This is a genomic window from Escherichia sp. XD33 (assembly GCF_019375075.1).
GTDB classification, from domain to species: Bacteria; Pseudomonadota; Gammaproteobacteria; order Enterobacterales; family Enterobacteriaceae; genus Enterobacter; species Enterobacter flexneri_A.
The window spans coordinates 1-15,121 of record NZ_JAENDM010000013.1 but is presented as its reverse complement, the minus strand read 5'-3'; the positions used below and the strand labels follow the sequence as shown (position 1 = coordinate 15,121).

Annotated in this window: 16 protein-coding genes and 1 pseudogene; 3 read left to right on the top strand and 14 right to left on the bottom strand. The window is 48.9% G+C overall.

Going from position 1 to position 15,121, the window contains the following annotated elements:
* Nucleotides 1-70 precede the first annotated feature (70 nt).
* The 6 genes from cheW to flhD all read right to left on the bottom strand — a co-directional run bounded on the left by cheW (nt 71) and on the right by flhD (nt 5,432).
* Complete coding sequence (gene cheW / locus K0778_RS09940) at nt 71-574, bottom strand: chemotaxis protein CheW (RefSeq protein ID WP_000147302.1); 504 nt, start codon at nt 572-574, stop codon at nt 71-73.
* Between the two features lie 20 nt (nt 575-594).
* A complete protein-coding gene (gene cheA / locus K0778_RS09935) occupies nt 595-2,559 on the bottom strand; it encodes a chemotaxis protein CheA (protein ID WP_001300654.1) in 1,965 nt (654 codons plus the stop codon).
* A 4-nt stretch (nt 2,560-2,563) separates the two neighbouring features.
* On the bottom strand, nt 2,564-3,490 hold the full coding sequence (gene motB / locus K0778_RS09930; protein ID WP_000795630.1) for a flagellar motor protein MotB: 927 nt from the start codon (nt 3,488-3,490) through the stop codon (nt 2,564-2,566).
* Nucleotides 3,487-4,374, bottom strand: coding sequence for a flagellar motor stator protein MotA (gene motA, locus K0778_RS09925; protein WP_063084782.1), 888 nt, complete (start codon nt 4,372-4,374; stop codon nt 3,487-3,489). The genes motB and motA overlap by 4 nt, the downstream gene beginning before the upstream one ends.
* A gap of 126 nt (nt 4,375-4,500) precedes the next feature.
* The gene (gene flhC / locus K0778_RS09920; RefSeq protein ID WP_001291581.1) at nt 4,501-5,079 is read right to left on the bottom strand and encodes a flagellar transcriptional regulator FlhC; all 579 of its coding nucleotides are present in this window, start codon (nt 5,077-5,079) and stop codon (nt 4,501-4,503) included.
* A gap of 2 nt (nt 5,080-5,081) precedes the next feature.
* The gene (gene flhD, locus K0778_RS09915) at nt 5,082-5,432 is read right to left on the bottom strand and encodes a flagellar transcriptional regulator FlhD (protein WP_001295647.1); all 351 of its coding nucleotides are present in this window, start codon (nt 5,430-5,432) and stop codon (nt 5,082-5,084) included.
* A gap of 779 nt (nt 5,433-6,211) precedes the next feature.
* Here flhD and uspC point away from each other — a divergent pair.
* Nucleotides 6,212-6,640 (top strand): universal stress protein UspC, encoded by a 429-nt coding sequence (gene uspC / locus K0778_RS09910; RefSeq protein ID WP_000122426.1) that lies wholly within the window; start codon nt 6,212-6,214, stop codon nt 6,638-6,640.
* 6 nt (nt 6,641-6,646) lie between these two features.
* On the opposite strand, the gene otsA is transcribed toward uspC, so the two are convergent.
* The 5 genes from otsA to araF all read right to left on the bottom strand — a co-directional run bounded on the left by otsA (nt 6,647) and on the right by araF (nt 12,587).
* Nucleotides 6,647-8,071, bottom strand: a complete 1,425-nt coding sequence (gene otsA, locus K0778_RS09905; protein WP_001295646.1) for an alpha,alpha-trehalose-phosphate synthase — start codon at nt 8,069-8,071, stop codon at nt 6,647-6,649.
* Nucleotides 8,046-8,846: a trehalose-phosphatase gene (otsB, locus tag K0778_RS09900; protein ID WP_063084783.1), complete on the bottom strand. Its 801-nt coding sequence runs from the start codon at nt 8,844-8,846 to the stop codon at nt 8,046-8,048. Before otsB ends, otsA begins: the two co-directional genes overlap by 26 nt.
* Before the next feature lie 166 nt (nt 8,847-9,012).
* Nucleotides 9,013-9,999 carry an arabinose ABC transporter permease AraH gene (araH, locus tag K0778_RS09895; RefSeq protein ID WP_000100205.1) on the bottom strand — a complete coding sequence of 329 codons (987 nt, stop codon included), beginning with the start codon at nt 9,997-9,999 and terminating at the stop codon, nt 9,013-9,015.
* A 14-nt stretch (nt 10,000-10,013) separates the two neighbouring features.
* On the bottom strand, nt 10,014-11,528 hold the full coding sequence (gene araG / locus K0778_RS09890) for an arabinose ABC transporter ATP-binding protein AraG (RefSeq protein WP_001187819.1): 1,515 nt from the start codon (nt 11,526-11,528) through the stop codon (nt 10,014-10,016).
* A gap of 69 nt (nt 11,529-11,597) precedes the next feature.
* Entirely contained in the window at nt 11,598-12,587 is a 990-nt protein-coding gene (gene araF, locus K0778_RS09885; RefSeq protein ID WP_153449074.1) for an arabinose ABC transporter substrate-binding protein AraF, read from the bottom strand.
* A 796-nt stretch (nt 12,588-13,383) separates the two neighbouring features.
* Here araF and K0778_RS09880 point away from each other — a divergent pair.
* Nucleotides 13,384-13,887, top strand: a complete 504-nt coding sequence (locus K0778_RS09880; protein WP_000179469.1) for a non-heme ferritin-like protein — start codon at nt 13,384-13,386, stop codon at nt 13,885-13,887.
* Between the two features lie 78 nt (nt 13,888-13,965).
* On the opposite strand, the gene yecJ is transcribed toward K0778_RS09880, so the two are convergent.
* Nucleotides 13,966-14,217, bottom strand: coding sequence for a DUF2766 family protein YecJ (yecJ, locus tag K0778_RS09875; RefSeq protein ID WP_000082127.1), 252 nt, complete (start codon nt 14,215-14,217; stop codon nt 13,966-13,968).
* A gap of 114 nt (nt 14,218-14,331) precedes the next feature.
* Nucleotides 14,332-14,418, bottom strand: coding sequence for a stress response protein AzuC (gene azuC / locus K0778_RS09870; RefSeq protein WP_010723106.1), 87 nt, complete (start codon nt 14,416-14,418; stop codon nt 14,332-14,334).
* Between the two features lie 262 nt (nt 14,419-14,680).
* On the opposite strand from azuC, the pseudogene yecR reads away from it, so the two are divergent.
* Nucleotides 14,681-14,881, top strand: a pseudogene (gene yecR / locus K0778_RS09865) (YecR family lipoprotein); the annotation flags it as partial.
* A gap of 15 nt (nt 14,882-14,896) precedes the next feature.
* On the opposite strand, the gene K0778_RS09860 reads toward yecR, so the two are convergent.
* Nucleotides 14,897-15,121, bottom strand: a 225-nt coding sequence (locus tag K0778_RS09860) for an IS1 family transposase (RefSeq protein ID WP_024169623.1), incomplete at its 5' end; no start/stop codon positions are given.

Genomic DNA, 15,121 nt, shown 5'->3' with positions numbered 1-15,121 from the left:
CCGCGAAATTGAAATAAAAAACCCGATGCGCAGATCATCGGGTTCATTTCAATTGAGGAAATCGGGAGAATTACGCCACTTCTGACGCCGCGCTATCTAACAGCGCCATCTCTTCGCTGTTCAGCAGTTTTTCGATGTTCACCAGAATCAACATCCGGTCGCCCAGTGCGCCCAGTCCAGTGAGATATTCTGTTGAAAGCGTCACGGCAAATTCCGGTGCCGGACGAATTTGCTCCGCCGTCAATGAAAGCACGTCTGAGACGCCGTCAACCACGATGCCGACCACCCGCTGTCCGAGATTCAGCACGATAACTACCGTGTTGTCGTTATAGTCCACATCCACCTGGCTGAACTTAATTCGTAAGTCAACAATCGGCACAATAACGCCGCGCAGATTCGTGACGCCTTTGATAAACGCTGGCGTGTTCGCAATCCGTGTTACCTGATCGTAGCCACGGATCTCCTGCACTTTCAGGATATCAATACCGTACTCTTCATCACCAAGGGTAAATACCAGAAATTCCTGGCCTGACGGCTCGCTGGCCAGCTTTGTTACATTCGTCATACCGGTCATATTGTTACCTTTTTACTCATTCAGGCGGCGGTGTTCGCCATACGTTGTTCGCGGTTTATCGCCTGCAAGGCGGAGACATCAACAATCAGTGCCACGCTGCCGTCGCCAAGAATGGTCGCAGCAGAAATGCCGGGGACTTTGCGATAGTTACTTTCAAGGTTTTTAACCACAACCTGGTGTTGACCAATTAATTGATCCACCAGCAAGGCGTAGCGGCGACCGCCACTTTGTAAGATCACCACAATTCCCTGGGTGGCTTCGGTTTTCGCGCCCGCGACGTTGAACACTTTCCACAGTTCGACGATGGGCAGATATTCACCCCGCACTTCCAGCACCCGCTCGCCGCCGGCCAGTGGATGGAGATCGGCTTCACGGGGTTGCAGTGATTCCATAACAGCATTCAGCGGCAGAATGAAAACTTCATCCGCAACGCGTACGGACATGCCGTCGAGGATGGCCAGCGTCAGCGGCAGTAAAATGCGGATCGTAGTGCCAGTACCCTGCTTCGACTGGATTTCGACATGACCGCCCATCTCCTGGATATTACGTTTAACGACGTCCATGCCGACGCCGCGCCCGGAGACGTCGGTGACCTGCTCTGCCGTGGAGAAGCCAGGTGCAAATATCAGCATCGCGACTTCGTCGTCGCTCATGTTTTCGCTGACAGTCAAACCTTGCGAGGCCGCTTTTGCCAGAATTCGCTCACGGTTTAGCCCCGCCCCATCGTCGGTCACTTCAATGCAAATGTTGCCGCCCTGATGTTCGGCAGACAGAATTAAATTTCCGACGCTGTTTTTACCTGCGGCGAGCCGTTTTTCTGGCAGTTCAATACCGTGATCGAGGCTATTGCGTACCAGGTGGGTCAGCGGGTCGATAATGCGTTCTATCAGGCTTTTGTCGAGTTCAGTAGAACTGCCCACCAGCGTCAGTTCTACCTGCTTGCCGAGTTTTCCCGCCAGATCACGCACCAGCCGGGGATAGCGACTAAAAACATATTCCATCGGCATCATGCGAATCGACATCACTGATTCCTGCAAATCACGGGCGTTACGTTGTAACTGCCCCATGCTGGTTATCAAATCACCATGATTAACCGGGTCCAGTTCGCTGGAACGCTGGGCAAGCATGGACTGGGTGATAACCAGCTCGCCGACGAGGTTAATTAATTGATCAACCTTTTCTACCGCTACACGGATGCTGGTGGATTCATTGCTGCGCGTCGTTTTTTCCCGCTCCACGCGGCCGGTTGGCGCTTGTTCGGCTGCCAGTTTAAGCACTGGTGGGGTGGATATTTTTGGCGAGACTTCTACTGTTTCAAAGGTAATCTGATCGGCTTCAATCACAAAACAGAGTACCGCTGTGATGTCATCTTCGGCGATGTCGCCCGGTAATATTGCCGAGAGCGAATCCGCCCCTTTCACCACGTCAGTTAACGTTGTCAGATGTCCCAGTTCTTCTTCCAGCAGGTCGACTTCCCCGGCCTTCAGGCGCGAAAGGATAATTCGTCGCGGCGACTGACTGCGACTCTGCTCATCTTGCGGTTCACTTTTGGCAACCACACTTAATCGGGTCACTGCGGATGGCGTTTCGCCTTTCGCTTCTAATGCCAGTTGACGCAAGGCCTGGCAGATATAATCGAAGCTGGCGGCATCCGGCTCTTGCGACTGTTTATAAGCGTCGAGCTGTTCTTGCATGATGTCCTTCGTTTCCAAAAACAGATTGATAATGTCGGTGTTGAGTTGCATCTCACCTCGTCTGGCTTCATCGAGCAGGTTTTCCATCAGATGCGTGGTTTCCTGCAAAACGCTGAAGCCAAAAGTTCCTGCCCCTCCTTTGATCGAGTGGGCAGCCCGAAAGATGGCATTCAATTGTTCGGCATCTGGCGCTTCCGGCTGCAAAACCAGCAAATGCTGCTCCATGTCAGCCAACAGTTCGTCCGCTTCATCAAAAAATGTCTGATAAAAATCGCTTATATCCATGCTCACGCTGTCACCTCGGTTCGGCTGATGGCATTGTGGGAACACTGACCTGTGGTGCAACCTCAGGTTTTTCCAGGGCGCTTACTGGCTCATTCTGGCTTTCGGCGTTTTCATGCAAAATGGCCTGTTCGGCTTGTTTGTTCAGTACCAGCAGGCTGATGCGACGGTTGACGGCATCATCAGGTCCGCGATCGCTTAAGCGCATCGTTGCCGCCATGCCGACGACACGTAACACTTTGCCGCTATCCAACCCTCCGACCATCAGTTCGCGGCGGGATGCATTGGCCCGATCGGCAGAAAGCTCCCAGTTGCTATATCCTTTCTCACCGCTGGCGTAGGGGAAATCATCGGTATGACCTGAAAGGCTAATACGGTTGGGAATACCGTTCAGTACAGGCGCAATGGCGCGCAGAATGTCGCGCATATAGGGTTCGACATCGGCACTGCCGGTTCTAAACATCGGGCGATTCTGGCTATCGATGATCTGAATACGTAGACCTTCCTGGACCAGATCGATTTTGAGATGGGGACGTAACGCCCGCAGTTTCGGATCGGACTCTATCAACTGGTCGAGATCACCCCGCAATTTCCGCAATCGACTTTGCTCCATGCGTTTTTTCAGCTCTTCGATGTTCGGCTGCTTATTCACTTCCCCCTGGCTTTGGGTGTAATCATCACCACCGCCGGGAATTGGGCTTTCACTATTAGAAATGCGATCGCCGCCCGTAACCGCAGTCGCCAGTGGAGTCCGGAAGTACTCCGCAATCTGAATCAGCTCTTTTGGGCTGGAGATGGAGATCAGCCACATCACCAGAAAAAAGGCCATCATCGCAGTCATAAAGTCGGCATAAGCAATCTTCCACGATCCATGTGCTGCCCCGTGGCTTTTGGCTTTGCGTCGTTTGACGACAATAATCGGATGCGCTTGATTCTTCATGCTTCCTCGGTTGTCGTCTGTTGTTGCGGATTTTTCACCGCACGCACATGCTCTTCCAGTTCAATAAACGACGGACGTTCGCTGGAATAGAGCGTTTTGCGACCAAACTCAACGGCGATAGGCGGTGCGTAACCGTTCAGATTAGAAAGCAGAGTGACTTTGACGCACTGCATCATTTTGCTGGTTTCGGCGCTTTTCTGACGTAAAACAGTCGCTAATGGGGAAATAAATCCGTAAGCCAATAAAATGCCGAGGAAAGTCCCCACCATCGCATGTGCGATAAGCGCACCCAGCTCGGCGGCAGGACGATCGGCTGAACCTAACGCGTGAACGACCCCCATTACAGCCGCAACAATACCAAACGCCGGAAGTGAGTCCCCGACCAGCGCCAGACTGTTCGCCGGGGCTTCTGCCTCGCTTTCGTGCGTCTCAATCTCTTCATCCATCAGGGCTTCGATTTCGAAGGTGTTCATGTGACCGCTGATAATCAGGCGCAGATAATCGACGATAAAATCAAGCATGACGCTATCCGCGAGGATGCGTGGGTAGCTGGCGAAGATCTCGCTCTCACGGGGATTTTCAATATCACGTTCCAGCGAAAACATCCCCATCTGCCGCGATTTCGCCATCAACCGATAAAGCAGAGCCAGCAGATCCATATACATTGCTTTGGTGTATTTGGAGCGACGAAACAGCAACGGCAGCGCCTTCAGCGTGCCTTTAATCGCTTTGCCATTATTGCCGACGATAAACGACCCAATCCCTGCACCGGCAATAATCACCAGTTCAGCGGGTTGATAGAGTGCTCCAAGGCTTCCACCGGTCATCAAATAACCGCCGAAAACTGTACCGAGAACAACCAGGTAACCTAATAAGATAAGCACGACATCATCCTTCCACTGTTGACCATGACAGGATGTTCAGTCGTCAGGCGTTAACGCGCGATTGGGGCAAAAAAAAGCAGCGGTACGTCGTTACCGCTGCTGGAATGTTGCGCCTCACCGTATCAGTTAAACAGCCTGTACTCTCTGTTCATCCAGCAGTTGTGGGATAATATCGGCAGGATTCTGGGAAAGTTTACGTCTTTTTACTGCCCGGGATGGCGGTTGACATAAGCTGCAGGCAAAGCTGCCAACAGGCTGGTGAGCGTGGGTAATAAAATTGCCGCCGCAGCAGTTGCAGCTGGAAAGTTGCAGTAATCCACTTTCAACAAACCGCACCAATGTCCAGGCACGGGTTAATGCCAGCAGTGGTCCTTCTTCTGCTTGTGGGCACTGTTCAAGGTATAAACGGTAGGCTTTGATCACCGCATCGACGCCATTACACAAACCGGTTTTCAGTAAAAACAGCCATGCATTACAGAACATCGAAGCATGAACGTTTTGTTCCCAGGTCATAAACCAGTCGGTTGAGAATGGCAGCATGCCTTTCGGCGGTGGGCTTCCGCGCAGTTCTTTATAAAGTTTTATCAGGCGTCCGCGACTTAAATGTGTTTCGCTTTCCAGCATCTGCAAACGAGCGCCCAGGGTGATCAATTCCATTGCCAGCTGAATATCCCGCGCTTCCTGAACAATGCTTTTTTCACTCATGATCAGGCCCTTTTCTTGCGCAGCGCTTCTTCAGGCTGATTAACATCATTCAGCAAGCGTGTTGAGAGCATGATGCCGGTATGAATTTGCTGGAGATCGTCAACGCGGGAATCTTGCGTCAACTGAGTAATCGTCTGGTGGCTGTCAAAACGGAAGTGACAAACCAGTTGATTGGTTTCTGCCAGCTTAACCATTTGCGGAAGAGTCAGTGCCGCTAACGTTGTCGCCATTTCTTCATTTATGCCGAGACGAAACATAGCGGACGCTTTGTCCTGAACAATCAAACGCTGTGCAAGTAGTAAATATGACAAGTTGATGTCATAAATGTGTTTCAGCAACTCGGAGGTATGCATTATTCCCACCCAGAATAACCAACTTTATTTTTATGCGGTTTCACCGCACCCCGTGATGTCGCCGGGAAGCCCCGGTAAAAAATAATTAGCATTAGAATAGTTGCGATAAGCTGCAATAAGCAGAACCACCTTTTTGGTTTAATATGTCCTTACAAATAGAAATGGGTCTTTACACTTATCTAAGATTTTTCCTAAATCGACGCAACTGTACTCGTCACTACACGCACATACAACGGAGGGGGGCTGCGATTTTCAATAATGCGTGATGCAGATCACACAAGACACTCAATTACTTAACATAAATGTATAAGTCATACTTTTGTTTTGGGTGTATTTCAATCTGTTAAAAAGTTTTTCGCTACGCTAGCAAGCAAAAATGAAACAGGAATAATCGAAATGGGATGTTGCGCACAGTCAAAATAACTCACCGTAAATAATCATCTGCTATAAATAATCACTTTCATGCAATACCAGATAAGCTATTTTTATACAGACACTTACCGCACAACAAACTAATTAAATACAAAGAAAGGCAACAATCAACTTAATGTTAATGAAATGTTTTACATATATTAACCACTTGTTTAATGCGGAGAATCAGTACACTATTTTCTTATAATTACATTTGAAATTATATGATCACCGGGAGTGATTGATTAATTGTCTTTACTAATAATCAGACTAATATTTACCAGTTTGACCGAGTTGGGATTGCGTCGTTTCTCCATTAGGAGTAAAGCTTTAATGTCACCTGAAGTTCACAGAATAAGGAACAGGTTATGAGCTATAGCAATATTCTTGTCGCTGTTGCGGTTACACCGGAAAGTCAGCAACTGCTGGCAAAAGCGGTATCTATCGCCAGGCCAGTAAAGGGACACATCAGTTTAATTACTCTCGCTTCCGACCCGGAAATGTACAATCAATTAGCTGCGCCGATGCTTGAAGATTTACGCAGCGTGATGCAGGAAGAAACGCAAAGCTTTCTTGATAAGTTAATTCAGGATGCGGGGTATCCCGTTGACAAGACGTTTATTGCCTACGGTGAGTTAAGCGAACATATTCTGGAAGTATGTCACAAGCATCATTTCGATTTGGTGATTTGCGGTAATCACAATCACAGTTTCTTTTCGCGAGCATCCTGCTCGGCGAAAAGAGTTATTGCCTCAAGTGAGGTCGATGTGCTGTTAGTTCCACTTACGGGAGATTAACCGCTCCTACGCAAGCTTTGGAAAGGTAGCAACTTTATCGCGCTGCTGGCTTTCCGCGCTTCGCGGAACTATCTGCTTTAGGTCGCTAATGAAGCACTCCTGCCAGTGGTTAATATCGTTTTTCACGATAACGTCCAGCATTTCTGCATGACGGGAAATACGTTCCGCCAGCGACATAGTCAATGCACGATCCAGCGCAGCTGCAACTTCGTCACGATCGTAGGGGTTAACAATTAACGCCGACGTTAACTCGTTTGCCGCTCCCGCAAATTGCGAAAGAACAAGAACGCCCGGATTGGCTGGGTCCTGAGCAGCAACATACTCTTTTGCTACCAGGTTCATCCCGTCACGCAGTGGCGTCACTAAGCCCACGTCAGAGTAGCGGAATATTTTCATCAGTAATTTACGGTCAAAATGCTGATTCAAATAATAAAGCGGCGTCCAGCCTAATTGCCCGTATTTACCATTAATTCGTCCAGCTTCATTTTCGAGCTGATGACGAATATCCTGATAGGCTTGCACATCACCACGCGACGTTGGTGCAATCTGGGTATAACGAATTTTACCATGATGCTGCGGATATTTTTCCAGCAACGCTTCATAGGCGAGAAAACGCTCTGGCAAACCTTTGGAATAATCCAGCCGTTCGACAGAAAAGATATTTTGTACGTTTTTCAGTTCCGCTTTAAGTTGCGCCAGTTTTGGCGGCAGTGGCCCGGCAGCCTGTTTGGCTATTTCTTTCGGTTCAATGCCGATCGGGTAGACTTCTGTTCGAAATGCTTTGCCCCAGGCTGTATGGCTTTTTGCGCTACGTGTCGTGACGCGGGTCAGGTTAGAAAGACAATCCAGGAACGCCAGACGATCGTTTTCTGTCTGGAAACCCAGCAAATCATAATCACAAAGCTGTTCAAGCAAGGTGTCATATGTCGGCAGCGCGTTGAAGATTTCCGGTGTCGGGAAAGGAATATGCAGAAAGAAACCAATGCGATTATTCACTCCCCGTTTGCGTAATTCATGCGCAAATGGCAACAGGTGATAATCGTGGATCCAGATAATGTCATCGTCTTGCAACAGCGGCAGTAATTTATCTGCCAGCAACGCATTTACGCGTAGATAGCCGTCCCAGGCAGGACGCTGAAATTGCACCAGATCGAGCCGATAATGAAAAGCGGGCCAGAGAACGGCATTGGAGAATTGGTTGTAGTATTCGTCAAGGTCCTGTTCGCTGAGGTTAAAAGAGGCCCACGTAATGTTACCTTTTTTCACCTTTTTTAGCGGCTGATCCTCATTCCCTGTTTCACCACTCCAGCCAAACCACAGTCCGCCTGCGGCTTTCAGTGCCCCCAGTATGCCAACGGCAAGGCCACCGGCACTGGCGGCGTGCTCGTCTGGTGGTGCAATCCGGTTAGATACTACGACTAAACGACTCATAGTCATCACTCCTGTTATTTTCTCTTTTTTGTTGTAATGCGGTGGTTATCATTTCAAGCCAGCTCCAGACATCCGGCACACCCGCCAGTCGCCATGATGCCTGAGTTGCACCTGTGCCAATTTTTACTGACATTCCGCCCAGTCGGTTAACGACTGCGAAGCCAGATTCATCGGTTAAATCATCGCCCAGAAATACGGGCGTTCGCCCGATAAAGGGAGCTTCCTGCATAAAAGCTGCAATTGCCTCACCTTTACTGGTACCTCTCGGTTTGATCTCGACAACACACTTTCCCTGCTGTAACGCCATTTGTGGCCAGATCTGAGTAATACGTTGCGCTAATGTCATTAATGCGTCTTCATGCTGCGGAGCCTGACGATAATGCAGCGCAAAAGCCATCCCTTTCGCCTCCAGCTCCGCGCCGGGATACTGAGCGATGACTGTATGCAGTTGCACGCTAATATCACGCGCAATCGCATCCGGCAGATGAACGATATGTGTTTTACCATTGATGTCACGGCGCTCCGCCCCATGCACGCCCGCTAACGGGAAGCGATAAGGTTTTGCCAGTGCGTCAAGCTCCACCATTGAGCGCCCTGATATCAATGCCAATGCACCATCACTTGCGATTGCCAGTAGCTGTAGTCCTTGCAGAATATTGTCAGGCACGACGACCTGATCGGGATGCGGTTTGATTTCCGCCAGCGTTCCATCAAGATCAAAAAACCAGGCATATTTCGCGGATAGTTCAGGGGTTTCGGTTAACGGTTCTGTCACCCGGTTCTCCTCCTTCTCTTTTCTTATTGTGTTGCGCAGAACGCGCTTTACAGACATGTAAGTATAGACAGTGTGACGGGGGTCGCCATTTGCAACGAAGAACAGCCAACCGTTATGGCGGTTGGCTATGGTGGGAAAAAACGCTAAATTGTTGCAGAAAAAAGCATCAGACAGTGCGTTTCGCTTTTTGCTTGTAACGGTCGAAGATCACCGCTGCCAGCAGGATTAAGCCGCGAACCACGTACTGCGCGAAAGGAGAAATATTAAGCAGGTTCATGGCGTTTTCCACGGTGCCTAAAATTAAGATACCCGCCACCACATATGAGATTTTTCCGATGCCACCTTTCAGAGAAACGCCACCTAAAACGCAGGCGGAGATAACAATCAGCTCATAACCAATCGACGTCATTGGCTGCCCACTGGTCATACGTGAAGCCAGAATAATTCCGGCTATCGCTGATACCAGGCCTGAGAGAACAAAGATAATAATTTTGGTGCGAACAACCGGTACACCCGCCAGACGCGCGGCCTCTTCGTTCCCGCCAATCGCCAGGGTGTTACGACCAAAGGTGGTTTTATTCAGCAGCAAACCAAAGATAATCAGACACGCGACGGTGAGCCAGATTGGCGCAGGCAGACCGAACCAGTTGGCGTAACCAAGGGCAAAGAAGCTTTCATCTTCGATACCGACCGCTTTACCGTCTGAAATGATGTACGCCAGACCTCGAACAATCTGCATCGTTGCCAATGTCGTGATCAGAGCATTTATTTTCAGTTTGGCGATAACAAAGCCATTGACCAGGCCACAGAGAACGCCCAGCAACAACCCCGCTGCCACGCCAATCCACAGGCTTTCAGTCAGGTTAATAACCACCGCCGTGGTGACACCCGCACAGGCAATTACGGAGGCGACAGAAAGGTCAAAGTCACCGGAAGCGAGGCAGAACAACATGCCACAAGCCACCATCCCCGACATGGAAATTGCCAGGCCCAACCCTTTCATATTAATGAAGGTGGCAAAATTTGGGACAAAAATGGCACAGGCGATAAAGAGCACCGCAAACACCACCAGCATGCCGTACTGATCCCAGATACGCCCGAAGCTGAATGACGACTTAGGTGCGCCAGACCCCGATGTAGAAACAGAAGACATCATACTCTCCTTACTCAGGCAACAGCCTGGCTGACTTTAGGCATCGCAAGGCTCAGTGCCTGACGCTCATCTGCCTGCTCGTGTAACAATTCACCGGCGATTTCACCTTCCCGCATCACCACAATCCGGTCGGCAACGCCGAGGACTTCAGGTAAGTCGCTGGAGGCAAACAGCACCGCCACGCCCTGCGCCGCCAGCGCATAAATTACGTTATATATTTCGTGCTTAGCGCCAACATCAATGCCGCGCGTAGGTTCATCCAGCAAAATGACCTTCATCTCTTCCGATAACCAGCGGCCCAGAATGGCTTTTTGCTGATTTCCGCCTGAGAGATTCATGATCAGTTGCTCCGCGCCCGGCGTTTTGATGTTGAGCGAACGAATGTGGTGATCGGCATTGTTTTCTTCCCAACCGTTGTTGATTACACAACCGCCGAGCACATGTTTACGTCTGGCACTGATGTTGATATTGTCGCGAACGGAGTGCACGGGAATAATGCCTTCCGCTTTGCGATCTTCCGGGCAGAGCATCATGCCTGCGGCAATGGCGTGGCTCGGTTTACGAATATCGATCGGCTGTTGGTCGATATAAACCTGACCGGCGGTGATTTGCGTCCCGCCAAACATGCCTTTCATTAATTCGCTACGCCCCGCCCCTACCAGACCAAACAGCCCAACAATTTCACCACTGCGAACCGCCAGACTTATTGGCGTACGCACGCCTGGTGCTTTCACAGCATCAAGACGTAGGCGCTCCTCGCCATAACTACGCGGTTGCCAGCCGTAGATATCGCCAATGTCGCGCCCGACCATCGCCTGCACCAGCGCGTCGTGGTCAACCTGCTGCATATCGGTAAAGGTTTTGACATAACGTCCATCTTTAAAGACAGTAATGGCATCGCTGAGGGCAAATATTTCTTCCATACGGTGAGAAACGTATAAGATTACCCGCCCCTCTTTTCGCAGTTCACGAATAACGCGGAAAAGATTGTCGATTTCACGGGCAGAGAGGGAGCTGGTTGGCTCATCAAAGGCGATAATTTTGGCGTTACGCGCCAGCGCTTTGGCGATTTCAACCATCTGCCACTGACCAATGGAGAGATATTTCAGCGGCGTGTCCGGGTCAATATCCATACCAAGATGTTTAAGTTGTAAACCCGCCTCATAATTCAGCAATGAGCGATTCACAATGCCGCCTTTATGCGGCAGCTGGCCGAGATAGATGTTTTCCGCGACGGTCATTTCCGGCACGAGATGCAGTTCCTGGTAAATAATCGCCACGCCCGCGTTAAGTGCTGCGGTCGTGTCGGAAAAGGACATTTCCTGCCCATTAATCACTACAGAACCCGTGGTTGGCGCATAGTTGCCGCTGAGGATTTTTAAGAGAGTTGATTTTCCTGCGCCATTTTCACCCATCAACGCATGAACCTGACCGGCATAGCAGTCAAAACTAATATCCGTCAGCGCCTTAACGCCGGGAAACGTTTTACCGATGCCGCGAAATGAGAGATACGGGGTAGACTGTTGCATAACGTCTCCGTGAATCACTGGTCGTTCACACCCCCTCTGCATCATGCAGAGGGGAATTTTTCCGGCAAATTACTTACCGCCTAAACCTTTTTTCTCCAGTTCTTCTTTAAAGTTGTCACGCGTGATCAGTACCACGTCGGTAACTTCGGTAAATTTTGGCGGTTCAACGTCTTTTGCTACCCAGTTGTAAAGCATTTCGCTGGATTTATAGCCATGTACGTCCGGGCTTGGCAGCAGGGAACCGTAGAAGCCGGTTGCCTGTGCTTTAGACAGTTCGCTCACCGCATCCACACCGTTAATGCCAATGCCGATGATATCGGCCGCTTTAAAGCCCTGACCTTCCGTCGCGCGTACGCCGCCCAGCACGGTGCTGTCGTTCATACCGACGATCAGCCAATGTTTAACTTCCGGATGTTGAACCAGCATTGAGTTGGCAGCGTCAAATGCCCCCGGGATGTCGTTAGATTTGGTAGGTACCTGATAAATTTGTTTTTCCGGGAATCCGGCCGCTTTCAGCGCATCCATAGATCCCGTAGTACGGCGGCGGGCGGTATCCAGTTCGTTGGCGGTAATCGTCATCACCGCGCTTTCTTTGACATCCCAGCCACGTTTCTGCATCTCTTTATACAGTTCCTGGCCCTGACGTTCGCCAATTTTAGTCGCCGCCATCATCACCAGCGGAACGGTATCCATTGGCTTACCTTTGGCGTTAACAAACTGGTCATCCACGGCAATGACTTTCATATCGTAGCCACGCGCTTTCGCGACGATGGCAGAGCCGAGTTTGGGGTCCGGAGTACAAATAACGAAACCTTTTGCGCCACTGGCAGCCAGGCTGTCGATCGCGTTCAATGTTTTTTCGCCATCCGGCACGGCAATCTTAATAACCTCAAACCCTAAATCCTTCCCGGCTTTATCGGCAAACTTCCATTCGGTCTGGAACCACGGCTCTTCCGGTTGCTTCACCAGAAAACCGAGCTTCAGGTTCTCCGCCATAGCGGATTGTGACATAACGGCTGCCAGACCAATGGCTGCCAGGGCTTTAGTAAATTTGTGCATGGTTCTCTCCAGCTTTAGTGTCGTTTTGTGTAGGGCAAAAACGAATGACATTCGTTAAATTAATCGGAAAACAAAGCATTACCTTTTAACTAAAAGATAAGTGACTGTGTTGACATAGTTTTAGCGAGAAATTAATTCTCCATAGGAGAGCAATATCACATCGCAGAATTACAGTGAGAACGTGCATAAATTTAGCGGGAAAAGACATAAGGGAAAGCCAATTTGTCAGACAAATTGTCGAATGCACAGCAGATTAATCCATAAGATTAGCCTGGAAATCCTTGTTGTCTTTGGTACCCATGCGGGATGTCTTCTTTTTAACCAGTCAATAGGCCGCATTACCTGGCGTTGAGTTTTTGAAATGGTGTAATAACCGCAACTCAAAGATGTGGAAAATGCACGTCATTCATTTCGTCATTAATTATCACTGTGCTCATTAATTAACAGAACACGTATAATGAGAGCCATCTCGCAAAAATGAAAAAACGTTTTATAAAATCATCACTTCATCATGAATTCAAATTCATTGATTAATATCAACAAGATACAAAAAGCACTATCATTAAAATTCATTGCAGTTACATTGATTTCATCAATGAAATGTAAAAATATATAAACTTGATGATTTAAGCATTTTCTTATACCCGTTCAGACGTTATTCTTATTTCAGATCATCGTCAGAATTGACTCCACGATCACATTTCGGACCGGCAGAAAGGAATTATTCTGCAAACAGTAATTATGGTGTTTTGATTTATCTTGCACCTCTCCACTTCTGGATATAAGGATATTAGGTATGGCAACCGCTGGAATGCTTCTCAAACTCAACTCTCAAATGAACCGCGAGTTTTACGCATCCAATCTCTACCTTCACCTGAGTAACTGGTGTTCTGAACAGAGTCTGAACGGCACCGCCACTTTCCTTCGCGCCCAGGCACAGAGTAATGTGACCCAAATGATGCGCATGTTTAACTTTATGAAGAGTGTCGGCGCTACCCCCATCGTTAAAGCCATTGATGTTCCCGGTGAAAAACTGAACTCTCTGGAAGAACTGTTCCAAAAAACGATGGAAGAATACGAGCAACGTTCTAGTACGTTGGCACAGTTAGCCGATGAAGCGAAAGAACTGAATGATGATTCAACCGTCAATTTCCTGCGCGATCTGGAAAAAGAACAGCAGCATGATGGTCTGTTGCTGCAAACCATTCTTGATGAAGTGCGCAGTGCGAAACTTGCGGGTATGTGCCCTGTGCAGACCGACCAACATGTTCTGAATGTCGTGTCACACCAGCTGCATTGATCATCATCGGCGCTAATGCATTGCGCCGATGAAGGTTTTGAGAAACCGCTGCCTCATCTGTTTGAAGCAGCGGTTTTTTTAATGGGATTCACCCTGTGGGGTAAACTTGAGTTCAATAAGCGCGATGGCTTTTTGGATTGCCCGCATGGTGACCGGGTCTGCGGCGGCGGGATGGTTAGTAAAGTCGATATTCTTCAGCTGACTGGACATTTTTTCACGAACTTCAACGGGCGCGATTACATCGAGAACATCCAGAATTTGTTTGATAACCAACTGGCAAGCAACCACATCAGAAACCAATTCCTGATCGGCATTCAGCGGCTGGGACATCGTAAACTCCTGATAGCATTTTGAAAGCCGTTATAGTAGCGACTTCACATCTTCAGCGATAGTCACATCCACCGTCATCAGGACACAAAAAAACCTGCCGGAGCAGGTTTTTTGTTATCGGAACATATTGCCTGGCGGTACGTCTTTGAACGTCTTGCAATAGTTATTGAACATACTTTTCAGGATTTTGCGCAGTTTCATCGCGGCACTCCGACCATTTGTTATACAGGTGTTATTGTCTTTGCGCTTATAATATGACAACCATCACAAAAATCAATCTTTATGTGATACAAATCACATAAATACCCCTTTAATGTTATAAAAATGATAATCAAAAAACAGCCCCCCTATTTCTGACACCTACAGATGGCAAGAAATAGCGCCTGCCAGGCGTCTTTTCCGGCCATTGTCGCAGCACTGTAACGCGTAAAATAGTGCTTTCTCTTACTCTTCTGGCTGGACCATGAGACTTCTGATTCTGACTCTTTCATTAATAACGCTGGCGGGGTGTACGGTTACTCGCCAAGCCCATGTGAGCGAAGTTGACGCGGCAACAGGTATTGTACGGTTAGTTTATGACCAGGCTTTTTTGCAGCATGCCCATACCGATCGTTATGTCAGTCGCGGGATCGCCGATCGCGCATGCCAGCAGGAAGGCTATACCGGTAATGACTCCAACTTATTGATAGTGTTTTATGTTCAGATAATGCCCGATGACTTTGTCATGCAGCTCCACCGATTTTGAGAACGACAGTGACTTCCGTCCCAGCCTTGCCAGATGTTGTCTCAGATTCAGGTTATGCCGCTCAATTCGCTGAGTGTAACGCTTGCTGATTACGTGCAGCTTTCCCTTCAGGCGGGATTCATACAGCGGCCAGCCATCCGTCATCCATACCACGACCTC

Coding starts and splice junctions, on each gene's coding strand:
- cheW (WP_000147302.1), bottom strand. CDS start 574: ATGACCGGTATGACGAATGTAACAAAGCTGGCCAGCGAGCCGTCAGGC.
- motB (WP_000795630.1), bottom strand. CDS start 3,490: ATGAAGAATCAAGCGCATCCGATTATTGTCGTCAAACGACGCAAAGCC.
- flhC (WP_001291581.1), bottom strand. CDS start 5,079: ATGAGTGAAAAAAGCATTGTTCAGGAAGCGCGGGATATTCAGCTGGCA.
- flhD (WP_001295647.1), bottom strand. CDS start 5,432: ATGCATACCTCCGAGTTGCTGAAACACATTTATGACATCAACTTGTCA.
- uspC (WP_000122426.1), top strand. CDS start 6,212: ATGAGCTATAGCAATATTCTTGTCGCTGTTGCGGTTACACCGGAAAGT.
- otsA (WP_001295646.1), bottom strand. CDS start 8,071: ATGAGTCGTTTAGTCGTAGTATCTAACCGGATTGCACCACCAGACGAG.
- araH (WP_000100205.1), bottom strand. CDS start 9,999: ATGTCTTCTGTTTCTACATCGGGGTCTGGCGCACCTAAGTCGTCATTC.
- araG (WP_001187819.1), bottom strand. CDS start 11,528: ATGCAACAGTCTACCCCGTATCTCTCATTTCGCGGCATCGGTAAAACG.
- araF (WP_153449074.1), bottom strand. CDS start 12,587: ATGCACAAATTTACTAAAGCCCTGGCAGCCATTGGTCTGGCAGCCGTT.
- K0778_RS09880 (WP_000179469.1), top strand. CDS start 13,384: ATGGCAACCGCTGGAATGCTTCTCAAACTCAACTCTCAAATGAACCGC.
- yecJ (WP_000082127.1), bottom strand. CDS start 14,217: ATGTCCCAGCCGCTGAATGCCGATCAGGAATTGGTTTCTGATGTGGTT.
- azuC (WP_010723106.1), bottom strand. CDS start 14,418: ATGAAACTGCGCAAAATCCTGAAAAGTATGTTCAATAACTATTGCAAG.